The organism is Micromonospora sp. AMSO31t, from assembly GCF_008868175.1.
GTDB lineage: Bacteria > Actinomycetota > Actinomycetes > Mycobacteriales > Micromonosporaceae > Micromonospora.
This window is the reverse complement of record NZ_WBKT01000111.1, coordinates 1-18,628: the sequence shown is the minus strand read 5'-3', so window position 1 is coordinate 18,628 and position 18,628 is coordinate 1. Positions and strand designations below refer to the sequence as shown.

The following is an 18,628-nucleotide window of genomic DNA, read 5'->3' as shown; positions in this document are numbered from 1 at the left end:
CCGCCAGCGTCCGGCGGGCCGCCGCCACCTCCTCGGCCGGGGCGCCGGTCAGCGCGGGCAGCGCCGTCCCGTCGTCCACGACGGCCGGCAGGTAGAAGTCGCTCGGGTCGCGGAACGGCCGCACGCAGCGCGGGTCGGTCCGCGCCGCGGCGGGACCGGCATCGACGGGGTCGTACGGGCAGCGCTGCTCGGGCGGGCGCACCGCGGTGGCGACGCAGTAGTCCTTCGGGTTCGCCGGCCGGGCGCACTCCGGGGTCGCGAGCGGGACCACCGTGGCGCCGGGCAGCACCGCCCCGACCCGCTCCGCCACCTCGCCGGCCGGGGGCAGCGCGCCGGTGGCCGGCCCGTCGGTGCGCTGCAGCAGCACGTGCCCCGGCGGCAGGCCGGGCTGCCAGGCCTCCCGCTGCCGGGCGTCGTCGCTGGCCACGTAGACGCCGAGCGCCACGCTGCCGGCCACCGCCGCCATCACCGCGGAGATGGCCGGCGCGGCCGACGAGCGGTTGCGGCTCGCGTCGCGCAGCGCCAGCCGGGGTGTCAGCGGCAGCAGCCGGCCGGTCCGCGCCAGCAACCCGATGAGCGTCGGGGTGCAGAAGACCAGCCCCAGCTCACCCAGGACCACCCCGGCCAGCACGCCGGTCGGGGTGGTCCGGGTGGCGCCGAACGCCGCCAGGGCGGCGCCGGCCACGGTGAGCAGCAACCCGAGCACCAGCCAGCGGCGCCCCGGCCGCGGCGGCTCCCGCCGGCCGGCCAGCCCGGCCACCACGTCCTGCCGGGCCGCCGCCCAGGCCGGGGCGAGCGCGGCCAGCACGCCCGCCAGCACCGCCACCGCGACGATCGCCGCCAGCGCCGCGGGAAAGACGCGGTACGCCCCGAAGCGCGCCTGCATCACGTACTGCTCGACCAGCGGGCGGCCGGCGAACGCGGCGCCGATGCCGAGCAGCAGCCCGACGGCCGCACCGCCCGCGCCGAGCACCACCCCGTCGGCGAGCACGATCCGGCGCAGGTGCGTGGCGTCCCCGCCGGCCACCGCGACCAGGGCGAGGTCCCGTCGCCGGCGGCGTACGCCGACCGCGAAGGCCGGGCCGACCAGCAGCACCACCTCCAGCAGGCCGAGCCCGCCGACCAGCAGCGTGTTGCCGGTCTCCTCGGCGTCGGGCAGGCCGGGGCCGGTGGCCATCTCGTCCCGCCCGGGCAGCGCGGTCCGGGCCGACACCAGGATCCCGCGGGCGTTCAACCGGTCGGCCAGCGCCGCGTCCACCGGCCCGGGCAGGTCCACGAGCCAGTTCTCGTCCGCCACGCCGGGCGGGGCGGACGGGATCTCCGGGCGGAGCGCGGCCACCTCCCGCAGGCTGTCCGGGAACTCCACCACCCCGACCACCCGGTAGGTGGTGCCGTCGACGGTCCGCACCGGCTCGTCGAGGCGGGCGCCCAGCCGGCGCAGCGCCGCCGGGCTCACCGCGATCTCGTCGGGCCGGGTGGGCCGCCGGCCCTCGAGCAGGCTGGCCAGCGGGCGCGCGAGCGGGTCGGTGAGGTCGACGGCGCGGGCGTCGAACGACACGGTCTTCCGGTCGACCCGGACCTCGAACGGCACCCACCGGCGCAGTCGGGTGAGCCGGCTGCCGGCGGGCAGCAGGGCCTGCAACTCGTCGGCCGTGACCGGTCGGGTCCGGGGGACCGGGTCCCCCTCGACCGGCCAGGAACCCTCCCCCCAGGCGTCCTGGGTGATCGGGTTGACGTCGATCCAGCGCAGCTCCGCGTCGGCGGCGCCGAGCTGCCGGTCCATCCGCTCGGCCCGGGTCAGCTCCGCCATGTCGTAGCTCACCGCGGCGAAGCTCAGCCCGAGCACCGGCAGCGCGATCATCACGAGCACCAGCGCCGTACGGCGGCGCGCCCGGCCGGCCTCCCGCCGGGCGATCCGCAGCGCGGTCCGCCACGACCCGAGCGTGACGGCGAGCCGGCCCGGCTTCACCGACCGCTGCCGCTGAGCAGGTGCTCCACGCCGACCAGCGGGGCCGTCGAGTCCACCAGCACGCCGTCGCGGAGGAAGACCACCCGGTCCGCCCAGCCGGCGTGCCGCGCCTCGTGGGTGACCAGCACACCGGCCGCGCCGGCGTCCACCCGGCGGCGCAGCAGGTGCAGCACCGCCTCGCCGGCCTGCGAGTCGAGCGCGCCGGTGGGCTCGTCGGCGAGGACCAGGCGGCGCTCGCCGACCAGGGCCCGGGCGATCGCCACCCGCTGCTGCTGGCCGCCGGACATCTGGTCGGGGAACCGGTCCGCCAGCCCGGCCACATCCACCTCGGCGAGCGCGGCCAGGGCCGACCGGCGGGCCGCCCGGACGCCGGCGCCGTCCAGTTCGAGGGGGAGCGCCACGTTCTCCACGGCGGTGAGGCTGCCGAGCAGGTTCAGATCCTGGAAGACGTAGCCGATCCGGCGGCGGCGCAGCCGGGCCAGGTCGCGGGCCGACAGGCCGCCGAGGGACTCGCCCTCGACCACCACCTCCCCGCCGGTCGGCCGGTCCAGCCCGCCGGCCAGGGCCAGCAGGGTGGACTTGCCGGAACCGGAGGGCCCCATCACCGCCACCAGTTCGCCGGCCGACACGGTGAGGCTCACCCCGCGCAGCGCGTGCACGGCCGCCTCGCCGGCGCCGTGGGTCCGGTGCGCCGCCCGCAACTCCAGCACGCCACCCATGAACTCACCTCCTGCCGTCACCGGCGGGCCTCCTCGTCGGCCCGGTCCACCGCCTCCGGGTGGGTGACCGGCCGGCTCGGCGCCGGACGGTGGCGGACCAGGCTCGTCTCGCAGTGGTCGAGCCAGCGGACCTCGGCCTCGGCCTGGAAGATCATCGCGTCCAGCACCAGGCGCCAGGGCAGATCCTCCGGCTTGTCACTGGCGTACTTCAACCGGGTGAACTCCTGCAGGGCCCGCATGGTGGCGCTGCGCTGGGTCTGCACCACCGAGCGGACGTCGACGCCGGGGGTGGTGAGGGCCAGGGCCAGCTTGATCGACAGCTCGTCCCGGGGCCGGTCGGCCCGGCTGATCGGGGTGGCGAACCAGAGCGCCAGGTCCGCCCGCCCGGCGTCGGTGATCTCGTACGGCCGCTGCCCACCCTCGCTCTCCGGCAACGAGCGGACCAGGCCGTCGCGCTCCAGCCGGGCCAGGGTGGTGTACACCTGCCCGATGTTCAGCGGCCAGGTCGACCCGGTCGACTCCTCGAACGCCGAGCGGAGCTGGTAGCCGTACATCTGGCCGCGCTCCAGCAGGGCGAGCAGGCCGTGGCGGATGGACATGGCGTGGAGTATGCATACCTGGTATGCGGTCCGCAACCGCAGGGTTCCGCCGGGTGACCGGGGCCTCCGCTCAGGCCTGCCGGCCGGGGAACGGCACGGTGACCGGGGTCACCCCGGCGGTGCGCCGCCAGCGGGTCGCCCGCAGCGCGCAGTCGGTGAGCGCCGCGAGCGCCCGGTTGCGGTCCGCCCCGGTGGTGTGCGGCAGCGCCGCCCGCCAGTGGCCGGCGGTGCGCTCCTCGATCTCGACGGCCAGCTTGAGCGCGCTCGCCCGGTCGGTCACCGGGTACGGCAGCGCGTAGCCGGCCCGGTCGGCGGGAACCGGACCGCCGCCGGAGCTGAGCTGGAGGACGAGGGCGTCCCGGCGGGACCGGTGTGCCGCCTCGGCGGCGCGGGCGGCGGAACGGGCCGCCTCGGTCAGGTGCACGCCGATCACCCCGTACGCCCAGATCGCCGCGTACTCGGCGGCGAGCGCGTCGCCGAGGGCCTGGGCCGGGCCGCTGGTCGGGTTCACTTCAACGCCTCCACGTGGGTCGCCCGGGCCGCCGCGATCGAGCCGAGCAGCGCGGCCCGCTCGGCGGGCGCGGCGGCGCACGCCTTCGCGGCGTTGTCCCGCCCCTCCTGCTCGGCCTGCCGCAGCTCGGTCCGGACGGTGTCCGGGTCGACGGCGGCCTCCGACGGGCCGGCGGCGGGGCTGCCGGACGGCGCCGGCCGGCCGATGACCTTGCGCAACTCCTCGGCGTGCGCCCGGTGCGCGTCGGCGATCGGGGTGAACCGTTCGGCCAGCGCCGGAACGGCGGTGGCGGCGGCCCGGTAGCGGGCCTCCAGCGCGGTGGCCTCGGCCGCGAGCGGCTCCAGCGGATCGGGGGGCTTGGACTCGTCGTCGCGGTCGAAAAGATCACAGCCGGTCAGCGGCACGGCCGCGCCACCGAGCGCCACCAGCGCCCCGGCGCGCAGCAGCGCTCGCCGGGAATGCCCCGGTGTGCCCTGATCCGATGTCCTTCTGCCCGTCGCCACCGGACAAGTCAACACCATCTCCACCGTCCTGTGGGCCAGTGGCGTCGGTGCGCCGCCCGGGCCGCCGCCCGGCCCGCGCGTTACGCTCTGCGCAGCCACCGGGCGCGACCGCCCCGGTGGCGTGCCGGCATGGCGGGCCGACCGGTCCGCCGAGCAGTGACACGACGGACCCCCGGGCCCGTGGCAACAGCAGAGAGGTGCGCCGAATGACGCAGCGTGGCCGTGCCACCCGGCCGACGGGGCCCTCGGGGCGCCCCCGCCGGTCCGACGGCCCCCGTGGCGCGGACCGGGGCGGCGCACCCCGCGGCGACCTGAACGCGCGCCGGGCCCGGCTGCGCGAGGTGATCGAGCCAGTGGTCACGGCCGCCGGCTACGACCTGGAGGACCTCTCCGTGTCCCGCGCCGGCCGCCGGCACGTGGTCCGCGTGATCGTGGACGCCGACGGCGGGATCAACCTGGACGCCGTCGCGGACGTCTCGCGGGCGGTCTCGGCGGCGCTGGACGCCGCCGAGGAGGCCGGCGGGGACATCGTGGCCGGCGAATACCAGCTCGAGGTCAGCTCGCCCGGCGTGGACCGCCCGCTCACCCTGCCCCGGCACTGGCGGCGCAACGCCGGCCGGCTGGTCAAGGTGACCGTCCACGGCCCGGAGGGGGACCGGCAGGTCACCGGCCGGATCGCCACCGCCGACGACGAGCGCGTGGCGCTGGAGACCGACGCCGGCCGTGCGGAGCACCCGTACGCCGAGCTCGGTCCGGGCCGGGTCCAGGTGGAGTTCACCCGCCTGGACGAGGTGGCCGACGAGGACTTCGGTGACGACACCGACATCGACGACGACGAAGATCTGGAGGACGAGGAGAGGTGAACATCGACCTCGCGGCGCTGCGCGCACTGGAGCGCGAGCGGGAAATCCCGTTCGACACGATCCTCGCGGCGATCGAGACCGCGCTGCTGACCGCCTACCGGCACACCGACGGCGCCGAGCCGCACGCCCGGGTGGAGATCGACCGCAAGACCGGGACCGCCTCGGTGTACGCCCAGGAGGTGGACGCCGACGGCAGCGTGGTCCGGGAGTGGGACGACACCCCGCACGACTTCGGCCGGATCGCGGCCATGACCGCCAAGCAGGTGATCCTCCAGCGGCTGCGGGAGGCCACCGACGAGGTGCACTTCGGCGAGTACGTGGGCCGCGACGGTGACCTGGTCACCGGCGTGGTGCAGGCGCACGAGGCGCGGTCCGAGAAGGGCATCGTCAGCGTCGACCTGGGCAAGCTGGAGGGCGTCCTGCCCCAGTCCGAGCAGGTCCCCGGCGAGCGGTACGCGCACGGCGAGCGGATCCGCTGCGTCGTGGTGCACGTCGCCAAGGGCATGCGCGGCCCGCAGATCACCCTGTCCCGGTCGCACCCGGCCCTGGTGAAGAAGCTCTTCGCCCTGGAGGTTCCGGAGATCGCCGACGGCACCGTGGAGATCGGCGCCATCGCGCGTGAGGCAGGTCACCGCACGAAGATCGCGGTGCGTTCGACCGCCCAGGGGGTCAACGCCAAGGGTGCCTGCATCGGCCCGATGGGCCAGCGGGTCCGCGCGGTGATGAGCGAGCTCCACGGCGAGAAGATCGACATCATCGACTGGTCGGACGACCCGGCCACCTTCGTCGGCAACGCGCTCTCGCCGGCCAAGGCGCTCCGGGTGGAGGTGGTCGACCTGGCCAGCCGTACCGCCCGGGTGACCGTCCCGGACTTCCAGCTCTCGCTGGCGATCGGGCGGGAGGGGCAGAACGCCCGGCTTGCGGCCCGGTTGACCGGTTGGCGGATCGACATCCGCTCCGACGCGGAGCAGAGCGGCGCGGCCGGCCGGGGCGGAGCTGATCACGTTCCCGAGGCGGGCGGCGCGATCTCGAGCAGCTAGGGGTAGACTTACTCCAGTGGCACGACGCGCGCTGCCGGAGCGCACCTGTGTGGGCTGCCGGAAGCGAGCGCCGGCCAGCGAGTTGCTGCGAATCGTCGCGATCGGTGACGAGGCTGGTCATTACAGCCTCCGGCCTGATCCGGCGCGCAGACTGCCGGGTCGGGGAGCGAACATGCACCCGGATCCGGCCTGCTTCGCGCAGGCGGTGCGGCGCCGCGCTTTCGGGCGGGCACTGCGCATCACCGGGGTCCCCGACCACGGTGCGCTCGCGGAGCACGTTGACGCGCAAACCCCGACGACCGGTCAGCCCGACCGGTCGAGGGTCGCTAGCAAGGTAGGACGACCGACATGAGCACACGATGAAGTCCCTGAAATGACCAGGCTTCAAGTGCACGAGTGAGGTCGCTGCGGGTGCTGCCCGCACGACCTCGGAGTGAGGAGTGCAGTGGCAGGAAAGGCCCGCGTACACGAGCTCGCCAAGGAGCTCGGGGTCGAGAGTAAGACCGTTCTCGCCAAGCTCAAGGAGATGGGCGAGTTCGTCAAGTCCGCGTCCAGCACCGTCGAGGCGCCCGTCGCCCGACGGCTGCGTGGCGCATTCGTCGCGTCCGCCGGTGGTTCCTCGGCGCCGGCCGCCCCGTCGGCGGCCGCCCCGAGCCCGGCAACGACCCCGACGCCGTCCCCGACCCCGGGCGCCCCCCGGGTCTCGGCCAGGCCGATGCCGCCGCGGCGGCCGGCCGCGCCGACCCCTGGACCGAAGCCCAAGGGCCCGGTCCCCGGCCCGCAGGCGCAGCCGGCGACCCCGGTCGCCAAGCCGGCGAGCGCGCACGACATCGAAGTGGCGGCCGCCGAGGCGCGCGCCGCCGCCCTCAAGGCTGAGCAGGAGGCCGCGGTCAAGGCCGCGCAGGCCGCCCGCCAGCAGCAGCGGGAGAACGTCCGCCGCGAGCCCCCGACCGAGGGTGGTCCCCGTCCGGGGCCGCGTCCGGGCCCGAACGCGGCGCCGCCGCGTCCGGGTGCCCCGGCCGCCGGCCGTCCGGGTGGTCCGACCCCGGGCCCGGGTGCCCGGCCGGGCGGTCGTCCGCCGGCGCGCGGCGCCGGCAACAACCCGTTCGGCATCCAGGGTGGCCAGCAGCGGCCCCCGGCCGCCGGTGGCGGCGGTCCGCGGCCGAGCCCGGCGGGCATGCCGCCACCGGCGGCGGTGGTGGCGGCGGCGGTGGTTACCGCGGCGGTCCCGGTGGCGGCGGTGGCGCTCCCGGTGGCGGTTTCCGCCCGGGTGCCCCGGCCGGCGGCGGTGGCCGTCCGGGTGGTGGCGGTCGTGGCCGTGGCGGCGGCGCCGCGGGTGCCTTCGGGCGTCCGGGTGGCCGGCCGACCCGTGGTCGCAAGTCGAAGAAGCAGCGCAGACAGGAGTTCGACAACCTGTCGGCCCCGACCATGTCCTCGGGTGCCCCCCGCGGTCAGGGTCAGGTCGTCCGGTTGTCCCGTGGCGCCTCGCTGTCGGACTTCGCCGACAAGATCAACGCCAACCCGGGTTCGCTGGTCCAGGAGATGTTCAACCTGGGCGAGATGGTGACGGCGACCCAGTCCTGCTCCGACGAGACCCTGCTGCTGCTGGGTGAGCACCTCGGCTTCGACGTGCAGATCGTCAGCCCGGAGGACGAGGACCGCGAGCTGCTCGCGCAGTTCAACATCGACCTCGACGCCGAGGTCGCGGCGGAGCGCCTGGTCAGCCGTGCGCCGGTCGTGACCGTCATGGGTCACGTCGACCACGGTAAGACCAAGCTGCTCGACGCGATCCGCAAGGCGAACGTCGTGGCCGGCGAGGCGGGTGGCATCACCCAGCACATCGGCGCCTACCAGGTCCACGTCCCGCACGAGGGCGAGGACCGCGCGGTGACCTTCATCGACACCCCGGGTCACGAGGCGTTCACCGCCATGCGTGCCCGTGGTGCCCAGGTGACGGACATCGTGATCCTGGTGGTGGCGGCCGACGACGGTGTGATGCCGCAGACCATCGAGGCGCTCAACCACGCCAAGGCGGCGGACGTGCCGATCGTGGTCGCGGTCAACAAGGTCGACAAGCCCGAGGCGAACCCGGACAAGGTCCGCCAGCAGCTGACCGAGTACGGCCTGGTCGCCGAGGAGTACGGCGGCGACACCATGTTCGTCAACGTGGCGGCCAAGCCCGGCATCGGCATCGAGGAGCTTCTCGAGGCCGTGCTGCTGACCGCCGACGCGTCGCTGGAGCTGACCGCTCCGATCGACGGGCCGGCGCAGGGTGTCGCCATCGAGGCGCACCTGGACAAGGGCCGTGGTGCGGTGGCGACCGTGCTGGTGCAGAAGGGCACCCTCCGGGCCGGCGACTCGATCGTCGCCGGTGGGGCGCACGGCCGGGTCCGGGCCATGCTGGACGAGAACGGCAAGCCGGTCGACGAGGCCGGGCCGGCGCGTCCGGTCATGGTGCTGGGTCTGACCACGGTGCCGGGTGCGGGTGACACCTTCCTGGCCGCCGAGGACGACCGGACCGTGCGGCAGATCGCCGAGCAGCGGCAGGCACGGCGGCGGGCGGCGTCCTTCGCCAACTCCCGTGGCCGGGCGACTCTCGAGACGCTCATGGAGCAGCTCAAGGAGGGCGAGAAGACCTCGCTCAACCTGGTGCTCAAGGGCGACGTCTCCGGTTCCGTGGAGGCCCTCGAGGACGCGCTGTTCAACCTCGACATCCCGGAGGAGGTCCAGCTTCGGATCATCCACCGGGGCGTGGGTGCGATCACCGAGAGCGACGTCATGCTCGCGAGCGCCTCGTCCGAGGCGGTCACGATCATCGGCTTCAACGTGCGGGCCGCCAACAAGGTCCGCGAGATCGCCGACCGCGAGGGCGTGGAGATCCGTTACTACACGGTCATCTACCAGGCCATCGAGGAGATCGACGCCGCGCTCAAGGGTCTGCTCAAGCCGGAGTACGAGGAGGTCGAGCTGGGCACCGCGGAGATCCGCGACGTCTTCCGCTCGTCCAAGATCGGCAACATCTCCGGCTGTATCGTCCGGTCCGGTCTCATCCGCCGCAACGCCAAGGCGCGGCTGCTGCGGGACGGGGCGGTCGTGGCGGACAACCTCACGATCAGCTCCCTCAAGCGGTTCAAGGACGACGCGACCGAGGTCCGCGAAGGCTTCGAGTGTGGTCTGACGCTGGGCGGTTTCAACAACGTCCAGGTCGGCGACATCATCGAGACCTTCGAGATGCGGGAGAAGCCGCGCGCCTGAGCGGTGTGAACGACGGAGACGGCCGGGGCCTGCGGGTCCCGGCCGTCGCCGTCTCCGCAGGCTGCGACAATCTCCGGCGTGCTCAGGTACGCGCTGCTCCTCGCCCCCTCCGCCAACCGCGTCTACGCCGACGCCGCCGGCCGGCTGGCCCGCGCCGAGCTGGCCGTGTTCGCCGGGTCGGGGCTGCTCGACGCGGCGCCGGCCGATGCCGCGGTGGAGCGCATCGGCGGGGTGGAGTACCTGACCTTCTCGGCCCCGGCGCCCGGCCTCGGCACCCGGGACCTGGCGCACCTGGCCAACCTGTCGGCGGCGTACGCGCTCTTCGAGCGGGTCGGCGACGACCTGCTCCGGCCGGTGCCGCTGCACCCCCTGGCCCGGTACGACTCCGACCTCGTCACCATCCCCAAGTACGCCGGCAAGACCAACGAGCAGTTCACCCGGCTGCTGCTCAACGTCACCCTGCTCGCCTCGGCCTCGGCGCCCCGGATGCTCGACGGTCCGGTCGTGGTGCTCGACCCGCTCTGCGGGCGGGGCACCACCCTCAACCAGGCGCTCATGTACGGCTACGACGGCATCGGCGTGGAACACGACGGCAAGGACGTGGACGCCTACGCGGCGTTCCTGCGCACCTGGCTGCGCCGCAAGCGGCTCAAGCACACCGCCGAGACGGTGCCGGTGCGGCGGGACCGGAGGCTCGTGGCCCGGCGCTTCGAGGCGGTCGTCGCGCCGTCCCGGGACGCGCACCGGGCCGGGGCGACCCAGCGGGTCACCGTGCTGCACGCCGACACCACCCGGGCCCGCGAGGTGCTCCGCCCCGGCTGCGCCGACGTGATCGTCACCGACGCCCCGTACGGGGTGGCGCACGGCAGCCGCACCGGGACCGGCCTGTCCCGCAGCCCGCTGGACCTGCTCACGGCAGCCGTGCCGGTGTGGCGGGAGCTGCTGCGCCCAGGCGGCGCGCTGGGGCTGTCCTGGAACACGCTGGTGGCACCGCGGGCCGCCGCCGAGGCGGTGCTGGCCGACGCCGGCCTGCGGGTGGTGCACGGGCCCGGCTGGCGGGACCTCGCGCACCGGGTCGACCAGGCGATCGAGCGGGACGTCCTGGTGGCGGTCGCGGACGGCGACCCCGGCCCGGGGCGGCGCAGCGACCGGGAGCCGTCGCAGGAAACCGGGTGACCGGGGCCGTGCTCCTGCCGTACCGTTGCTCGCCGTGTACACCGGAACCGCGCAATTCGACCTGTTGCTCCCGGGGGACTCCCGGTCCCTGAAGGCCAAGCGGTCGTACGTCCGGCCGATCGTCGCGGCGCTGCGCCGGTTCGAGGTGTCCGCCGCCGAGGTGGGGGCGCTCGACCTGCACGGCCGTACGCAGATCGGGGTGGCCGTGGTGGCCGCCGAGCCCGCGCACGTCCGCGAGGTGCTCGACTCCTGCGAGCGGCTGGTGGCCGCCCGGCCGGAGGTCGAGCTGCTGTCGGTCCACCGCCGCCTGCACGGCGCGGAGGACTGACCGGGCCGGTCGCCGGCAGCGGCGGCCCCGCGCGAGCGCGGCGATCGCGCGGGTAGTGTTCGGGATGTTGAGCGGTCGGACCTGGCGGCGCCGCGCCGTCGTCTCCGGCCGACGGCTCCAGGTCGCGGCGCGGCGTCAGGCGTGCCGAGCCGGAGCCGTCGTAGGAAGCAGGAAGCCCTGGAGGTGGGGGACATGACGGATCCGGCCAAGGTTCGCCGGCACGCGGAGCGCATCCGTGAACTGGTCGCGTCGGTGGTGCGGAGCCAGATCAAGGACCCCCGGCTCGGCATGATCACGATCACCGACGCCCGGATCACCGCCGACCTGCGCGACGCCACGGTGTTCTACACCGTGCTCGGCGACGCGGCGGCCCAGGCCAGCACCGCCGCCGCGCTGGAGAGCGCCAAGGGCATGCTGCGCAGCACCGTGGGCAAGGCGCTCGGGCTGCGCCACTCGCCGACCCTGACCTTCGTCCTCGACGACGTGCAGGACCAGGTCAAGCACATCGACGACCTGCTCGCGGCGGCCCGCAACGCGGACGCCGAGGTGCAGCGCCTGGCCGCCAAGGCCGAGTACGCGGGTGAGCCCCAGCCGTACCGGGTCGAGGACGAGGACGAGGACGCCGACACCGTGGACGCCGAGGTCGAGGAGACCGGGGACGGGGAGCCGCGCGGCGGCGACCGCCGGTGACCGGTTCCGCCGAGGGTGGCCCGCCGGACGGCGCCGGCCCGACCGACACCGACTGGGCGGCCGCCGTCGCGGCCGTACGCGGGCTCCCCGCCACCGCGCGGGTGCTGCTCATCTGCCACGTCAACCCGGACGGCGACGCGCTGGGCAGCATGCTCGGCTTCGGGCTGGGCCTGCGCCGGCTCGGCGTGCGGCAGCTCCAGGCGACCTTTCCCGGGCCGCCGGAGGTGCCCGAGCCGTTCCGCTGGCTGCCCGGCTCCGACCTGCTGGTGGCGCAGGACGACGCGTACCCGGATCCGGACCTGGTGATCTGCTTCGACGCGGCGAGCGAGTCGCGCCTGGGCGACCTGGTCGACCGGCTGGACAAGGCGGGCACGGCGCTGGTGCTGGACCACCACGCCTCGAACACCGGGTTCGGCGCCATCCAGCTGGTGGACCCGCACGCGGCGGCCACCTCGGTGGTCGCGCTGGGCCTGCTGGACCGGCTCGGCGTGACGCTGGACGCGGACATCGCGGCCGGCCTCTACGTGGCGCTCAGCACCGACACCGGCTCGTTCCGCTTCGAGGCCACCACGCCGGCCGTGCACGAGATGGCGGCCCGGCTGCTGGCCACCGGGATCCGGCCGGGCGAGATCTCCCGGAAGATCTTCGACACCCGGCCGTTCGGCGCCGTGCGCCTCTTCGGCGAGGTGGTGGGCCGGGCCCGGCTGGAACCGGCGGCCGCCGCCGGGCGCGGGCTGGTCTGGACCTACGCCACCCGGGAGGATCTGGCCCGGCACGACCAGCCGGCGTACGTGCTGGAAGCCCTGATCGACTCGGTGCGCTGCACCGCCGAGGCGGACGTGAGCTGCGTGGTCAAGCAGTCCGGCGACGCCGAGTGGGCGGTCTCGCTGCGCAGCAAGGGCGCCGTGGACGTGAGCCGGGTCGCCATGGCGCTCGGGGGCGGCGGGCACCGGTTCGCGGCCGGGTTCACCGGGCGGGGCACGGTCGACGAGGTGGTGGAGCGCATCCGGGCGAAACTGCCGGGCGCCCTGCTGCCCGCCTGACCTACCCCGAGGGCGGGAACCGGGGGTGACTCCGGGGCGTGCCGGTCTTTCCGCGTACCGTGACGCTGGGGACAATCAGGTGATGGATCACCCCCGTGAGCTCACCGTCGAGGCGCCCCGGGCCTGGGACCGCCCGGTCGTCTCCGTGCCGGTGCTGATCTGCCTCTCCCTGGTCGGCGGGCAGCTGCCGTCCTTTTCCGCCGCCGCCAACCTCTACACCCTGGGCACCGGCGGGGCGTTGATCTGGGTCGGCCTGAGCAACCGGGTGCCGCCCCGGCGGCCGGCGCCACGGCGGCTGCCGGCCGGCGCGCTCTGGTGGCTGCTGCCGGTCACCGTCTTCGGCGTCCTGGAGGGCGCGACGTTCGTGCTGTCGGTGGGGGACGAGTTCCCCACGTTCTCCCGGCTGGCCGATCCCATGCTGGAGGACCATCTGGTCCGCTCGGCGGCCTGGTTCGCCTGGCTGACCGCGTTCTGGGGGCTGGTGCGCCGATGATGCGCATCGTGGCGATCGGCGGCTTCGTGGTCGCGCTGCTGCTCTTCGCGGCCGTCGAGTGGGCCGCCCGGCGGGAGGGCTCGCGCATCCCGTCCCTGGCCGACGTCTGCGCCTTCGTGATGCGCTACGAGGTCGGGCCGGTGCCGGTCGGGCGGATCGGCCTGTTCGGCTTCTGGTGGTGGCTGGGCTGGCACTTCCTGGCTCGCTGAGGCGCGCCGCCGGCCCCCGGTCCCCCTGTCCGCATTGCGGGAACAGTGGGCAACATGTGGAAAGTGAACGTTAATTTGGGTGAGGGCCGGCGCTTCGGCGCAGGTCACGGGGCGGTGGTGCCACACCCGGTGCCGCCTCCCTCCAGGGTCAGACCGACCCGGGCACACGCTGCCAGCGAGCCGTTCCGGTGATCCCGGACCGCGCCGCCGGCGCTCAGCAGGCCGACGACTCCACGTCGCGGCGCGGCGGAGGCCGCGCCGGGTGGGAACGTCGGCGCCCAGCAGGGCCGCCGTGCGTCGGTGGTCCGCACCCTGGAAGGGAACTCCCATGGCGACCAAGCGCAAGCCGCAGACCGAGAACACCACCGACGAGGCGCGCGAGCAGATGCGCCGCGCACTGCAGACCTCCATGGACACCCGTCAGTGACGGTGGCCGCCCGGCGGTGACGCCGCATCACGACGTCACCGCCGCTCCGGTCGCCCCACCGGCGCTATCGTCACCCGGTGCGCCGCATCCTCATCGTCGGCAGCGCGGGCGCCGGCAAGAGCACGCTCGCCCGGGAGGTCGCCCGCCGGCTCGACCTGCCGCTGATCCACCTCGACCGGCACTACTGGCGGTCCGGCTGGGTGCCGGCCGCTGAGGCCGACTTCCGGGCCGACGTAGCCGCGCTCGCCGCCGGCCCGACCTGGGTGATGGACGGCAACTACGGCGGCTCCCTCGATCTTCGTCTGCCGCGCGCCGATCTCCTGGTGCTCTGCGACCCGCCCCGGCTGCGTTGCCTCGTCCGGGTGCTGCGCCGTCGCTGGGCACACCGGGCCACGCCCCGGCCGGACCTGCCCGAGGGCTGCCCCGAGCAGGTCGACCTGGAGTTCATCCGATACATCTGGAACTACCCGCGCCGCTCGCGCCCGCGGATCTTCGCCGCGCTCCGCGCGACCGCCCCCACCCTCCCCGTGGTCCACCTCCGCACTCGCCGTCAGGCCCGCGCCTGGCTGGCCGCCCTCCCCACCTCGCCGCCTCGATCGTGACGTTGGCGGCAGTTCTGGGGATCCACCTCGCCGCCACTTCGTGATCAGCCCCGGGGCACGTCCGGGAAGGTAAGTAGTGAGTGGGGTTGCATGCCTTACGCGGGGCGTGCCAGGATCGGCGGCGATGAGTCAGACAGTCGCGCCCGTCGCCCAGTCCGCCACGGCCCGGCGGATCGCCTCGCTCGCCCTGCCGGCCCTCGTGGTCCTCGCGGCCGAGCCGCTCTACGTGCTGGTCGACACGGCGGTCGTCGGGCACCTGGGGCGGGTCCCGCTCGCCGCGCTCGCCATCGGCGGCACCGTGCTGACGCTGACCGCCTGGCTCGGCACCGTCGTCGCGTACGGCACCACCGGGCGGTCGGCCCGGCGGTTCGGCGCGGGGGACCGGGCCGCGGCCGTGGCCGAGGGCGTGCAGGCGTCCTGGCTCGCCCTGAGCGTCGGGGTGCTCGTGGCGCTCGCCATGCAGGTCGGCGGCGGGTGGTTGGCGCGTACCCTCGCGGGCGGGCCCGGCGAGGTGGCCGACGCCGCCGCGACCTGGCTGGGGATCGCGGCGCTCGGCGCGCCCGGCCTGCTGCTGGCGGCAGCCGGCAACGGCTGGCTGCGCGGCATCCAGGACACCCGCCGGCCGCTGCTCTTCGTGCTCGGCCCCAACCTGCTCTCCGCGCTGCTCTGCCCGCTGCTGGTCTACCCGGCCGGGCTCGGCCTGGCCGGCTCGGCCGTGGCGAACGCGGTGGCGCAGACCATCTCCGGCGGCCTCTTCGCGGCGGCCCTCGTCGGGGAGCGGGTCGCGCTGCGCCCCCGGCCCCGGCTCATCGGCCAGCAGTTGGCGCTCAGCCGCGACCTGCTCATCCGGGGCGTCGCCTTCCAGGCCAGCTTCCTGTCCGCGACCGCCGTGGCGGCCCGGTTCGGGGCCGCCGCGGTCGGCGCGCACCAGATCGCCGTACAGCTCTGGTTCTTCACGGCCCTGGTGCTGGACGCCCTGGCGATCGCGGCGCAGTCCCTGATCGGCGCGGCGCTCGGCGCCGGCGACGCCGCCGCGGCCCGCGCCCTCGCCCGGCGCATCGCCCTGGTCGGCGGCCTCTGCGGCGTGGCGTTCGCGGTGCTCATCGCCGCCGGCGCCGGCCTCGTGCCGTCGTGGTTCAGCTCCGATCCGCAGGTACGCGAGCAGGCCATGGTGGCCTGGCCCTGGTTCGTGGCGCTCCAGCCGATCGGCGGCGTCGTGTTCGCCCTGGACGGCGTGCTGATCGGCGCGGGGGACGTCCGCTACCTGCGCAACCTGACCATCGTGGCGGCGCTGGGCGGCTTCCTGCCGGCCATCTGGCTGGCCTACGGGCTCGACCTCGGGCTGGGCGGGATCTGGGCGGGGCTGACCCTGTTCGTGGTGCTCCGGCTGGTCGCCCTGCTGTTGCGGCTGCGCTCCGGCGGCTGGGCCGTGGTCGGCGCCGTCCGCTGACCCCGGCTCAGCAGGCGTCCGGCAGGTCCAGCGTCGCGGCGGGGTCGAACACCGGGTCCGGGCCGCCGAAGCCGCGCGTGCCCGGGCCGAGCAGGCCCCGGTCGAAGACCGCGCAGTCGACGTTGGCGGCGTACGAGTTCGCGTCCTCGATCCACAGCCCGTTCGAGCCGCGCTTGACGTCGTCGGGATGCGGCATGCTCCAGACCACCGTGTCGTGCACGACGACCAGCCCGTCGCCCGGCACCGTGCCGTCGGTCGGGAAGGCGTACGACCAGACGAAGTTGGTGGTCACCGCCAGGATCCGGACGCCGTCGGCGTCCTTGGTGGCCCGGTAGCTGATCCGACCCTTCACCCTGGGCTGGTCGGCGGTGAGCTGGGCGCCGGGCGCCAACCGGGTGGCGTAGGCGGCGAAGGTGTCGGAGGTGAAGCTCTCCCGCAGGCCGGCGCGGGCGTCCGGGGCGAACTGCCGGATCAGCGGCTCGGGGTCGTCCGTGGTCATGAACCGGCGGTCCAGCCGCGCGGTCACCAGGACCGCCCGGACCTTCGTCAGCGCGGCCGCCACCTGCTTCTCCGTGAATGGGCCGGTCCGCTTCGCGGCCGGCAGGGCGATCCCCGCCTGCCCCTGGGCGAACCCGGCGGCCGGCGTGCCGTCGAACGGGTTGGACGCCCGGGCCGGTGCGGCGGACGTGGCGGCCGGTGCGCCGGTCGGCGGGCCGAACGTCGGGAACACCACCGGACGCCCGCCCGAGGACGGCATCGACACCAGGATGGCCCCGCCGACCACCCCGACGAAGGCGAGCAGCAGCAGCGCCGTCACGGCGGTCAGCAGCGAGCCGGAGTGCCGGCCCAGCCAGCCCCGCCGCCCGTCGTCACGGCCCGGGCCGCCCGGGACGGGCGGCGGCCGGCGCGACCAGTCCGGCGCGGCCGGCGGTCCGGGCCGGTGGCCCGGCGTCGCGGCGGGGTGGCGCGGTGGTGCGGAGTCCGGCCGATCGTCGGTCATCACGGCCCCCGGTCAGGAGTGGGCGAGATGTCAGTGAGTGTCCCACCTTGTCGCTCAATTCGGTATACCCCGACCGCGAGTCGGCCAGCGGCGGACGCCCCGACCGTCAACAGTGCTGGAACGAGCCCGGCCCGCCCAGCCACGGATAGACCGTGAAGAAGCCCTCCGCCAGCCGGGAACAGTCCGCATTGCTGGTGCTCGCCCGCGCCGACACCAGCCAGAGCCCTCGCTGCTCGACGGGCAACCCGTGCGACCGGGGGACCGAGGAACATGGCCAGATCGAGGCGGGCCGCCGTGAGCGCCTTGCGGACCTGGCTCAGGGCCGCGGCCACCTCCGCGGCGGTGAACGGCCGGAAGCGGGTTCGGGTCCACCGGCGGGTCAGATCTCGTGGTGCCTGATCTTGTTGAAGAGGTAGAGCGTGCCGACCACCAGCGTGGTGGCCACCACGGCCACCACCACGAAGGACACGATCCCGGACAGCGCCGGGTGCCGCTCGCTGAACCGGGTGCGGCCCTGCCACGCCCAGAGCCGGCGCCGTGCCGCCGCCAGCGCCGGCACGCCGTCGACGAGATCCGAGAGGCGACGGCCGAGGGTGCGCCGCGGCGGCTCCGGGTTGCGCATCCACTCGGGTAGGTCGACGCGCGGGCGGTGCTCGTGCGACGGCGGGGTGGTGCTCATCCGGGGCTCCTGAGGTGGGGGTGACGACGGGGTGGGCGGCAGTGTGCCGGAACGGTGCCGACGCCGCGACCCCGTGCTCCGGGGGTGGGCTCAGCAGGTGTCCGGGACGTCGAGGGTGCGGTCGGGGTCGAAGACGGCGTCCGGGTCCGGGTCCTCCGGCCCGCCGTAGGTGGGGCTGCCCACGTTCAGCAGGCCCTTGTCGAAGGCCGCGCAGTCGATGTTGGAGCCGTACGAGTCGGCCTTCTCGATCCAGAGCCCGTCGGAGCCGCTCCGCACGTCGCCGGGGTGCGGCACGCTCCAGACCACCGTGTCGTGCACCACGACCACCCCGTCGCCGGGCAGCCCGCCGGTGGTCCGGAAGGCGTACGCCCAGACGAAGTTGCTGGTGATCTCCAGGATGCGGATGCCCTGGGCGTCCTTCGTGGCCCGGTAGCTGATCCGTCCCTTCACCCGCGGCTCGTCCGTGGTGATCCGTGCGCCGGGCGCCAGCCGGGTGGCGTAGGTGGCGAAGGCGTCGGAGGCGAAGTCCTTGCGCAGGTTGGACCGCGCGTCCGGGGCGAACTGCCGCAGCAGCCGATCCGGATCCTTCGAGGTGATGAACGTGCGGTCCAGCCGCCCGGTCACCAGGGCCTTGCGGACCTTGGCCAGGGCGGTCGCCACCTGCTTCTCCGTGAACGGACCGGTCCGCTTCGCGGCGGGCAGGGCGATCCCCGCCGCCCCCTCCGGGAAGTCGGCGGCCGGCGTGCCGTCGAAGGCGCCGGCCGCCGGTGGCGGCGACGCCGACGAGACGGCCTGCTCGCCGGCCGGCTGGCTGATCGTCGGGTACGCCGTCGGCGGGCCCGCCCACCGCTGGACGGCCCGGTAGCCGCCCGTGGCGAGCAACCCGAAGAAGGCGAGCACCAGCAGGGCCGCGACGCCGCCGAGCAGCTTGCCCGAGTGGCCGCCCAGCCAGATGCGCCACCGGTCGGAGCGGTCCGGCTCGGGCGGCACGGCCGGCTGGCGCAGCCAGTCGGGGACCGTCCCCAGCCCGTCGGCGGGCGGGTACGGCTGCTCGGGACGGCGGGGTTCGACG

The 18,628-nt window shown here is 75.1% G+C and carries 19 protein-coding genes and 1 pseudogene; 12 read left to right on the top strand and 8 right to left on the bottom strand.

Annotation, left to right across the window (positions count from 1 at the left end):
- From F8274_RS21910 to F8274_RS21890, 5 genes are all read right to left on the bottom strand, one after another.
- Positions 1 to 1,969, bottom strand: a 1,969-nt coding sequence (locus F8274_RS21910) for an FtsX-like permease family protein (protein WP_151464245.1), incomplete at its 3' end; no start/stop codon positions are given.
- Positions 1,966 to 2,688, bottom strand: coding sequence for an ABC transporter ATP-binding protein (locus tag F8274_RS21905; protein WP_151464248.1), 723 nt, complete (start codon positions 2,686 to 2,688; stop codon positions 1,966 to 1,968). The genes F8274_RS21905 and F8274_RS21910, both read right to left, overlap by 4 nt.
- Before the next feature lie 17 nt (positions 2,689 to 2,705).
- Complete coding sequence (locus F8274_RS21900) at positions 2,706 to 3,287, bottom strand: PadR family transcriptional regulator (RefSeq protein WP_151464244.1); 582 nt, start codon at positions 3,285 to 3,287, stop codon at positions 2,706 to 2,708.
- Between the two features lie 70 nt (positions 3,288 to 3,357).
- The gene (locus F8274_RS21895; protein WP_151464243.1) at positions 3,358 to 3,798 is read right to left on the bottom strand and encodes a ferritin-like domain-containing protein; all 441 of its coding nucleotides are present in this window, start codon (positions 3,796 to 3,798) and stop codon (positions 3,358 to 3,360) included.
- Positions 3,795 to 4,244 (bottom strand): hypothetical protein, encoded by a 450-nt coding sequence (locus F8274_RS21890; protein ID WP_192579929.1) that lies wholly within the window; start codon positions 4,242 to 4,244, stop codon positions 3,795 to 3,797. The genes F8274_RS21895 and F8274_RS21890 overlap by 4 nt, the downstream gene beginning before the upstream one ends.
- A 263-nt stretch (positions 4,245 to 4,507) precedes the next feature.
- On the opposite strand from F8274_RS21890, the gene rimP reads away from it, so the two are divergent.
- From rimP to F8274_RS21830, 12 genes and pseudogenes are all read left to right on the top strand, one after another.
- Positions 4,508 to 5,164 (top strand): ribosome maturation factor RimP, encoded by a 657-nt coding sequence (gene rimP, locus F8274_RS21885; protein ID WP_151464242.1) that lies wholly within the window; start codon positions 4,508 to 4,510, stop codon positions 5,162 to 5,164.
- Positions 5,161 to 6,204, top strand: coding sequence for a transcription termination factor NusA (gene nusA, locus F8274_RS21880; protein WP_151464241.1), 1,044 nt, complete (start codon positions 5,161 to 5,163; stop codon positions 6,202 to 6,204). The genes rimP and nusA overlap by 4 nt, the downstream gene beginning before the upstream one ends.
- Before the next feature lie 16 nt (positions 6,205 to 6,220).
- Positions 6,221 to 6,556 (top strand): YlxR family protein, encoded by a 336-nt coding sequence (locus F8274_RS21875; protein WP_091268548.1) that lies wholly within the window; start codon positions 6,221 to 6,223, stop codon positions 6,554 to 6,556.
- A gap of 93 nt (positions 6,557 to 6,649) precedes the next feature.
- Positions 6,650 to 9,459: pseudogene (gene infB / locus F8274_RS21870) on the top strand (translation initiation factor IF-2).
- Between the two features lie 78 nt (positions 9,460 to 9,537).
- Positions 9,538 to 10,635 (top strand): TRM11 family methyltransferase, encoded by a 1,098-nt coding sequence (locus F8274_RS21865; protein WP_151464240.1) that lies wholly within the window; start codon positions 9,538 to 9,540, stop codon positions 10,633 to 10,635.
- A gap of 34 nt (positions 10,636 to 10,669) precedes the next feature.
- Positions 10,670 to 10,963 carry a DUF503 domain-containing protein gene (locus tag F8274_RS21860; protein ID WP_151464239.1) on the top strand — a complete coding sequence of 98 codons (294 nt, stop codon included), beginning with the start codon at positions 10,670 to 10,672 and terminating at the stop codon, positions 10,961 to 10,963.
- 192 nt (positions 10,964 to 11,155) lie between these two features.
- Positions 11,156 to 11,653 carry a 30S ribosome-binding factor RbfA gene (gene rbfA / locus F8274_RS21855; protein WP_151464238.1) on the top strand — a complete coding sequence of 166 codons (498 nt, stop codon included), beginning with the start codon at positions 11,156 to 11,158 and terminating at the stop codon, positions 11,651 to 11,653.
- Complete coding sequence (locus tag F8274_RS21850; protein ID WP_151464237.1) at positions 11,650 to 12,696, top strand: bifunctional oligoribonuclease/PAP phosphatase NrnA; 1,047 nt, start codon at positions 11,650 to 11,652, stop codon at positions 12,694 to 12,696. The genes rbfA and F8274_RS21850 overlap by 4 nt, the downstream gene beginning before the upstream one ends.
- Before the next feature lie 82 nt (positions 12,697 to 12,778).
- Entirely contained in the window at positions 12,779 to 13,189 is a 411-nt protein-coding gene (locus tag F8274_RS21845; RefSeq protein WP_151464236.1) for a hypothetical protein, read from the top strand.
- Complete coding sequence (locus F8274_RS21840; protein ID WP_192579928.1) at positions 13,189 to 13,398, top strand: DUF6186 family protein; 210 nt, start codon at positions 13,189 to 13,191, stop codon at positions 13,396 to 13,398. The genes F8274_RS21845 and F8274_RS21840 overlap by 1 nt, the downstream gene beginning before the upstream one ends.
- Before the next feature lie 504 nt (positions 13,399 to 13,902).
- Entirely contained in the window at positions 13,903 to 14,427 is a 525-nt protein-coding gene (locus tag F8274_RS21835) for an AAA family ATPase (protein WP_225853908.1), read from the top strand.
- A gap of 124 nt (positions 14,428 to 14,551) precedes the next feature.
- Entirely contained in the window at positions 14,552 to 15,877 is a 1,326-nt protein-coding gene (locus F8274_RS21830; RefSeq protein ID WP_151464234.1) for an MATE family efflux transporter, read from the top strand.
- Positions 15,878 to 15,884: 7 nt separating this feature from the next.
- Here F8274_RS21830 and F8274_RS21825 read toward each other — a convergent pair whose 3' ends face one another.
- The 3 genes from F8274_RS21825 to F8274_RS21815 form a co-directional block, all read right to left on the bottom strand.
- A complete protein-coding gene (locus F8274_RS21825) occupies positions 15,885 to 16,877 on the bottom strand; it encodes a hypothetical protein (protein WP_151464233.1) in 993 nt (330 codons plus the stop codon).
- A gap of 379 nt (positions 16,878 to 17,256) precedes the next feature.
- The gene (locus F8274_RS21820) at positions 17,257 to 17,556 is read right to left on the bottom strand and encodes a hypothetical protein (protein WP_151464232.1); all 300 of its coding nucleotides are present in this window, start codon (positions 17,554 to 17,556) and stop codon (positions 17,257 to 17,259) included.
- 90 nt (positions 17,557 to 17,646) lie between these two features.
- Entirely contained in the window at positions 17,647 to 18,582 is a 936-nt protein-coding gene (locus tag F8274_RS21815) for a hypothetical protein (RefSeq protein ID WP_225853909.1), read from the bottom strand.
- Between the last annotated feature and the right edge of the window lie 46 nt (positions 18,583 to 18,628).

Excerpts from the sequence above, each read along its gene's own strand:
- F8274_RS21905 (WP_151464248.1), bottom strand. The coding sequence starts at position 2,688 with ATGGGTGGCGTGCTGGAGTTGCGGGCGGCGCACCGGACCCACGGCGCC.
- F8274_RS21900 (WP_151464244.1), bottom strand. The coding sequence starts at position 3,287 with ATGTCCATCCGCCACGGCCTGCTCGCCCTGCTGGAGCGCGGCCAGATG.
- rimP (WP_151464242.1), top strand. The coding sequence starts at position 4,508 with ATGACGCAGCGTGGCCGTGCCACCCGGCCGACGGGGCCCTCGGGGCGC.
- rbfA (WP_151464238.1), top strand. The coding sequence starts at position 11,156 with ATGACGGATCCGGCCAAGGTTCGCCGGCACGCGGAGCGCATCCGTGAA.
- F8274_RS21845 (WP_151464236.1), top strand. The coding sequence starts at position 12,779 with ATGGATCACCCCCGTGAGCTCACCGTCGAGGCGCCCCGGGCCTGGGAC.
- F8274_RS21840 (WP_192579928.1), top strand. The coding sequence starts at position 13,189 with ATGCGCATCGTGGCGATCGGCGGCTTCGTGGTCGCGCTGCTGCTCTTC.
- F8274_RS21830 (WP_151464234.1), top strand. The coding sequence starts at position 14,552 with ATGAGTCAGACAGTCGCGCCCGTCGCCCAGTCCGCCACGGCCCGGCGG.
- F8274_RS21825 (WP_151464233.1), bottom strand. The coding sequence starts at position 16,877 with ATGACCGACGATCGGCCGGACTCCGCACCACCGCGCCACCCCGCCGCG.
- F8274_RS21820 (WP_151464232.1), bottom strand. The coding sequence starts at position 17,556 with ATGAGCACCACCCCGCCGTCGCACGAGCACCGCCCGCGCGTCGACCTA.